We start from the raw sequence: 6,910 nt of genomic DNA, 5'->3' as shown, positions 1-6,910 counted from the left end.
GTTCTTTCTTGCAGTTTTTCTTATGATGAGTTTTTCAAATACATATGCCGCAAAGATACAGGTTGAAGATGTTGATGTAATGGAAGCCGCTGGAGCAGAAGTGGCAGAAGCGAGTGGAGCGGAGGTTAGTGGAATAGAGGTTGGATGTCGTGCTGATGAAGCTTGTGATGCTGTAACTTCTGTAGCTCCTGTTTCTGATAATGAAAGGTACGGTGGTATTGAACAGGAATATGTTGTAAAAGGCTGTAAAGTAACGGTCTACAATGATGGGCCAGTGAAAATGGTCGATGTAAAGACGGATCAACCATGTGATGCTCCACTTCCTAAAGGTCATAAATTCTCTAAAAAGAACTATTAATTATTTTGTGTAGCATCTTTAAACAGGTGCTATTGAAATGGATTTACCAAGCCTCAAACCAACTACGAGTAAGAGGCTTAGTTTTATAATTTATTCTCATGAACTACTACATAAATTAGCCCAATCTTTTTATTGCTGAAGTGGTGTCGACTATTTTTAATGGAAAGAAGGTCTATCAACAATAATCTAGTTTAGGCTTCGGGTGAGCTGAAGAAACCATCAGCTCACTAGCAGGGCTAGAAAAACTCAGTATTTTTAATGATCCATCAAAATTTTTATGGTGAAAGTGCTTTTGGAACCATGATTGCTATATTGAATAGAACCTTTAAGTGCAACCACAATTGCATATACAACAGCTAGGCCTAAGCCAGTACCACCAAACTCTTTATTTCTTGACTCTTCTAATCTAAAAAAGGGTTTAAATAGGTCATCTTGGAACTCGGTTGCAATTCCGGGGCCTTCATCTTCAATTTTTAATATCCAGTTGTCTGCAACCACTTCTGAAGAGATTTTAAGTTTTCCGGCATTTGAATAACGAATTGCGTTATTAATTAACGCAATTAAAACTTGTTCAATACGGCGACGGTCACAAAGTACAGGAGTTGTCGTTAGGTCTAGTTCTGGTACTAAGTTTGCTTTTTCTAAGCGGTCTTCAAAGGCTTGGAGAACTTTTTCAACCACAGACTTAAAATCTAATAATTCATAATTTAATCTGAGTTGCTGGTTCTCTACTAAACTTATCGTTCGTAGGTCTTCGACTAAATGAGATAAACCTTCAACTTGATTTAAAAGGCTTTTAAATAGAATTTCGTCAGGTTTAAAAACGCCGTCGATGATGCCTTGTAAGCGGCCTTGCAAAATTGTGATTGGAGTTCTTAACTCATGCGCTATGGCAGCATTCCACACCTGTGCATTTTCTACAGAAACCTCAAGCTTTTGAGCCATATCATTAAAATTATATAAAAGCTCGGACATTTCGGCAGAGTGCACTCTGTTGTCGTAAGCTCTAGCCGAGAGGTCACCTTGACTAATTTTTTTGGCTGCTTCGGCTAAGAAATTAATGGGTATAATAAAGCGTTTAGCTAAATGCATGCCAATCACAAGTGAAATCAGACAACCACAGAAAATGACGGCAGACATCCAAATCCAATCTATAAAATGAAATTCTGTCCAATCCTCTTGTAGAGTATCTAAAGTCAGCCAACCTTTTTCGATGGCAAAGTTATAAATTAGATAACCCAATAAAACTGAAAATAGGGTAATACTCAAATTAACAATACTGAAAGCAATAAAAAGCTGCTTACTGATTCCTAACTTACTTTTCATAAAAATTCCCTAGCTATATTTTTAATATTATTTAGACATCATCTTTTACAGCTAGTGGATTATCGAGTCTATATCCTACGCCACGCACATTAATTAACATGTGGAGTATTCCTTGTTCCTCCAATTTCTTTCTAAGCTTACTCACATGGCTATCTACAGTTCGTTCTAGAGCATCGCTATCGTTCATGCAATGATTCATAAGTTCACCACGGGTAAAAACTTTGTGGGGCTGGTCAATCATGAAGGAAATAATTTTATATTCCGTTAGCGTCAGATTAAGCAATATTTTCTTATTGTGAGAGTGTAGATAGACGCTATGAGTATCCGTATCAATTTCAATATTTTTGTAGATCTTATTTTTGTTAAATGGCTTGTTTGTTAACTGGGTCCGTCTTAAGACTGCCTGAACTCTAGCGATGACTTCATTAGGGTTAAATGGCTTAACCACAAAATCATCTGCACCAACTCTTAATGCCATAACCTTATCAATATCTTGATCTAGCGCCGTTAGCATAATTACAGGAGTTTGAGTTTTTTGGCGTATTTTATTTAACACTTCCCAGCCGTTGAGCTCGGGTAATTTAATATCAAGTAAGATTAAATCAATGGGGTGGCTAGCGTGCAATTCAATGGCTTGCTTTCCATTCATAGCACGAATAACAACCATTCCTTCACGTTTTAAATAATTTTCAATAATGTCGCCAATATCGTAGTCATCTTCTACAACGAGGATAACTTTATCTTGGCAATTAAAAGAAAAAGAATGATCAAACATAGAAAACGGGCTATATGAGGTGCTTCAACTCATCATACGCTAAATTATCGGTATTTCTCCACACTTACTCCACACTTTAGTGATGATCGCTACACACTCATCAAAAATAATGTCAGCATCAAAAACTCACTAAGTTTGGACAGTATGCAAAAGCATCTTTTACTTCCTTTAATTTTATCTATTGGGCTGGTATTACAGGGGTGTGATTCAAAAGAAGCGGCCCAAGCTGAGCCACCTCCCGCTAAAGTCAGTGTATTAAGCATTCAACCACAATCGGTTAATTTCAGTGAAAATCTTCCTGCACGGGTACATGCATTCCGTACGGCTGAAATACGTCCGCAAGTTGGAGGAATTATTGAAAGAGTTTTATTTAAACAAGGTAGTGAAGTCAAAGCAGGGCAAGCTTTATATAAAATTAACTCAGAAACTTTTGAGGCAGATGTAAATAGCAATAGAGCTTCACTCAATAAAGCCGAAGCTGAAGTAGCAAGATTAAAAGTTCAGTTAGAACGTTATGAGCAGCTCTTACCAAGTAATGCGATTAGTAAGCAAGAAGTAAGTAATGCTCAAGCTCAATATCGTCAAGCTCTTGCTGATGTTGCGCAAATGAAAGCATTGCTCACTAGACAAAATTTGAATCTGCAATATGCCACTGTTCGAGCACCGATTTCAGGTCGTATTGGTCAGTCTTTTGTCACTGAAGGCGCATTGGTTGGTCAAGGCGATACGAATACCATGGCCACAATCCAACAGATTGATAAAGTCTACGTCGATGTAAAGCAATCAATCAGTGAATATGAACGCTTACAAGCAGCTTTAAAAAGTGGCGAGTTGTCTGCAAACAGTGAAAAAGCTGTGCGTATTTCTAATAGCCAAGGACAGCAATATAACGTCACAGCAAAAATGTTGTTTGAAGATATTAATGTTGACCCTGAAACGGGCGATGTGACCTTTCGTATTGAAGTGAATAATACCGAGAGAAAACTACTTCCTGGGATGTATGTACGAGTCAATATAGACCGAGCTTCTATTCCACAAGCCTTATTAGTTCCATCACAAGCGATTCAAAGAAATATTAATGGTGAACCTCAGGTCTATGTGATCAATGCAAAAGGCTCGGCTGAAATTCGTCCTATTGAAATTGGTCAGCAATATGAACAGTACTATATCGCCCATAAAGGCTTAAAAGTCGGTGACAAAGTCATTGTTGAAGGTATGGGGCGTATCAAGCCAAACCAGAAACTAGCAATGACGGTGTGGAAAAAACCAGCATCAGAAAATAATGCTTCAAATGTAGAAACAATACCATCTACAAATCAAGGAGCTCAATGATGATGTCTCAATTCTTTATTCGACGCCCTGTTTTTGCATGGGTGATCGCGATTTTTATCATATTGTTTGGGTTACTGAGTATTCCCAAACTGCCAATTGCTCGTTTCCCTAGTGTAGCGCCTCCTCAAGTGAACATTAGTGCAACTTATCCGGGAGCAACGGCAAAGACCATTAACGATAGCGTTGTGACTTTAATTGAGCGTGAATTATCGGGTGTAAAAAATCTACTTTATTATAGTGCTACAACAGATACTTCGGGCACAGCAGATATTTCTGTAACTTTTAAACCGGGTACAGATGTCGAAATGGCTCAGGTCGATGTCCAAAATAAAATCAAGAGTATTGAATCACGATTACCTCAGGTTGTACGGCAGCAAGGTTTACAGGTTGAAGCTTCATCTTCAGGTTTCTTGATGTTGGTGGGTATTAACTCTCCTAATGGCCAATATTCAGAAGTAGATTTAAGTGATTATCTGGTTCGAAATGTCGTAGAAGAACTAAAACGCGTTGAAGGCGTTGGTAAGGTTCAATCGTTTGGTGCAGAGAAAGCGCTTCGAATTTGGGTCGATCCAAATAAATTGGTTTCGTATGGTTTATCAATTAGTGATGTAAACAATGCAATCCGTGCAAATAATATTGAAATTGCACCAGGGCGCCTAGGCGATTTACCTGCAAATAAAGGCCAACTTATTACGGTTCCATTGTCGGCCCAAGGTCAACTATCAAGTGTTGAGCAATTTAATGATATTAGTTTAAAAAGCAAAACCAGCGGAAGTGTCATTCGTTTGTCTGATGTTGCAAATGTTGAAATCGGATCACAGGCTTACAACTTTGCTATTTTAGAAAATGGTAAACCCGCTACGGCTGCCGCAATCCAGTTAAGCCCCGGTGCTAATGCAGTAAAAACAGCAGAAGGCGTTAAAGCAAAAATTGAAGAATTAACGCTGAATTTACCAGAGGGTATGCAGTTTAGTATTCCTTACGACACCGCGCCGTTTGTCAAAATTTCAATTGAAAAGGTAATTCATACATTACTTGAAGCCATGGTTCTGGTTTTTATTGTGATGTATTTATTTTTGCACAATGTACGCTATACGCTTATTCCTGCGATTGTTGCGCCTATTGCTTTGCTCGGTACTTTTACCGTGATGCTGCTGGCCGGCTTTTCGATTAACGTACTCACCATGTTCGGTATGGTGCTGGCCATCGGAATTATTGTCGACGATGCGATTGTCGTTGTTGAAAACGTCGAAAGGATTATGGCGACTGAAGGATTAAATCCTAAAGAAGCAACCTCTAAGGCAATGAAAGAGATTACCAGTCCTATTATTGGTATTACCTTGGTATTGTCTGCTGTGTTTTTACCAATGGCTTTTGCGAGTGGTTCAGTCGGAATCATTTATAAACAATTTACGCTGACCATGTCCGTGTCTATTTTATTCTCGGCTTTGTTGGCACTCATTTTAACACCTGCACTATGTGCAACCATTTTAAAACCAATTGATGGTCATCATCAGAAGAAAGGCTTCTTTGCATGGTTTGATCGTAGCTTCGATAAAGTGACCAAAAAGTATGAATTGATGCTACTTAAAATCATCAAACATACGGTCCCAGTAATGATGATCTTTGTGGTGATAACAGGCATCACTTTTGCTGGAATGAAGTATTGGCCAACAGCATTTATGCCAGAGGAAGATCAAGGCTGGTTTATGACGTCTTTCCAATTACCATCGGATGCAACGGCAGAACGCACGCGACATGTGGTGAATGAATTTGAAAATTCGCTTAAAGACAAACCCGAGGTCAAAAGTAATACGACGATTATGGGATGGGGTTTTAGCGGTGCAGGACAAAACGTAGGTGTTGCTTTCACGACCTTAAAAGATTTCAATGAGCGAACCTCTTCGGCAACTGAAATGACAAATGCAGTCAATGCATCAATGGCAAATAGTGCGGAAGGTGAAACAATGGCGGTACTTCCACCTGCTATTGATGAACTAGGTACATTCTCAGGCTTTAGTTTACGTTTACAGGACCGTGCGAACTTAGGTATGCCTGCTTTATTGGCTGCCCAAAATCAACTTATGCAGATGGCTGCCAAGAACAAAAAGTTCTATATGGTGTGGAATGAGGGTTTACCGCAAGGCGACAATATTTCTTTAAAAATTGACCGTGAAAAGCTTAATACCCTTGGTGTTAAATTCTCAGACGTTTCAGACATCATTTCAACTTCAATGGGTTCAATGTATATCAATGACTTCCCTAATCAGGGCCGTATGCAACAAGTGATTGTACAAGTTGAAGCTAAATCACGTATGCAACTCAAAGATATCTTAAACTTGAAAGTGATGGGTTCGAGTGGTCAATTGGTTTCTTTATCAGAAGTAGTAACACCTCAATGGAACAAAGCACCACAACAATATAATCGTTATAACGGACGACCATCTTTAAGTATTGCCGGCATTCCTAACTTCGATACATCTTCGGGTGTGGCAATGCGTGAAATGGAACAGTTAATTGCTAAGTTGCCTAAAGGCATTGGCTACGAGTGGACAGGTATTTCTTTACAAGAAAAGCAGTCTGAATCTCAAATGGCCTTTTTACTTGGTTTATCAATGTTAGTGGTGTTTCTCGTATTGGCTGCACTCTATGAAAGCTGGGCGATTCCATTATCTGTCATGTTGGTTGTACCACTTGGTATTTTCGGTGCAATTATTGCCATTATGTCGAGAGGTCTAATGAATGATGTGTTCTTCAAAATTGGACTCATTACGATTATTGGTCTATCCGCAAAGAACGCAATCTTGATTGTTGAGTTTGCAAAAATGCTCAAAGAAGAAGGAATGAGTTTGATTGAAGCCACAGTTGCAGCAGCCAAACTTCGTTTACGACCAATTCTGATGACTTCTCTTGCTTTTACATGTGGTGTAATTCCTCTTGTGATTGCAACAGGTGCAAGTTCTGAGACTCAACATGCTTTAGGTACCGGTGTATTTGGAGGCATGATTTCAGCAACGATTCTGGCTATTTTCTTTGTTCCCGTGTTCTTTATCTTTATTTTGGGCGCCGTAGAAAAGCTCTCTTCTAAGAAAAAAATATCATCTTAAGTTAAATGCATC

Annotated in this window: 5 protein-coding genes; 3 read left to right on the top strand and 2 right to left on the bottom strand. The window is 38.9% G+C overall.

Annotated elements, in window-relative coordinates; genetic code table 11:
* Window positions 1-358: hypothetical protein (locus tag WA249_RS10885; RefSeq protein WP_336168644.1), on the top strand; the 358-nt coding region annotated here is incomplete at its 5' end.
* Window positions 359-613: 255 nt separating this feature from the next.
* On the opposite strand, the gene adeS is transcribed toward WA249_RS10885, so the two are convergent.
* Window positions 614-1,684: a two-component sensor histidine kinase AdeS gene (adeS, locus tag WA249_RS10880; protein WP_336168643.1), complete on the bottom strand. Its 1,071-nt coding sequence runs from the start codon at window positions 1,682-1,684 to the stop codon at window positions 614-616.
* Window positions 1,685-1,715: 31 nt separating this feature from the next.
* Window positions 1,716-2,459 carry an efflux system response regulator transcription factor AdeR gene (gene adeR / locus WA249_RS10875; RefSeq protein ID WP_336168642.1) on the bottom strand — a complete coding sequence of 248 codons (744 nt, stop codon included), beginning with the start codon at window positions 2,457-2,459 and terminating at the stop codon, window positions 1,716-1,718.
* Window positions 2,460-2,603: 144 nt separating this feature from the next.
* Between adeR and WA249_RS10870 the strand changes: the two genes are divergently transcribed.
* Both WA249_RS10870 and adeB read left to right on the top strand, forming a co-directional pair.
* A complete protein-coding gene (locus WA249_RS10870) occupies window positions 2,604-3,791 on the top strand; it encodes an efflux RND transporter periplasmic adaptor subunit (RefSeq protein WP_336168641.1) in 1,188 nt (395 codons plus the stop codon).
* Window positions 3,791-6,898, top strand: a complete 3,108-nt coding sequence (adeB, locus tag WA249_RS10865) for a multidrug efflux RND transporter permease subunit AdeB (RefSeq protein WP_336168651.1) — start codon at window positions 3,791-3,793, stop codon at window positions 6,896-6,898. Before WA249_RS10870 ends, adeB begins: the two co-directional genes overlap by 1 nt.
* Window positions 6,899-6,910 lie beyond the last annotated feature (12 nt).

Origin of the sequence: Acinetobacter sp. 161(2023) (genome assembly GCF_037027805.1) — a bacterium.
Classification (GTDB): domain Bacteria; phylum Pseudomonadota; class Gammaproteobacteria; order Pseudomonadales; family Moraxellaceae; genus Acinetobacter.
The sequence above is the reverse complement of the archived record's forward strand: the minus strand, read 5'-3'. Positions and strand labels throughout refer to the sequence as shown.

Excerpts from the sequence above, each read along its gene's own strand:
- adeR (WP_336168642.1), bottom strand. The coding sequence starts at position 2,459 with ATGTTTGATCATTCTTTTTCTTTTAATTGCCAAGATAAAGTTATCCTC.
- adeB (WP_336168651.1), top strand. The coding sequence starts at position 3,791 with ATGATGTCTCAATTCTTTATTCGACGCCCTGTTTTTGCATGGGTGATC.
- adeS (WP_336168643.1), bottom strand. The coding sequence starts at position 1,684 with ATGAAAAGTAAGTTAGGAATCAGTAAGCAGCTTTTTATTGCTTTCAGT.
- WA249_RS10870 (WP_336168641.1), top strand. The coding sequence starts at position 2,604 with ATGCAAAAGCATCTTTTACTTCCTTTAATTTTATCTATTGGGCTGGTA.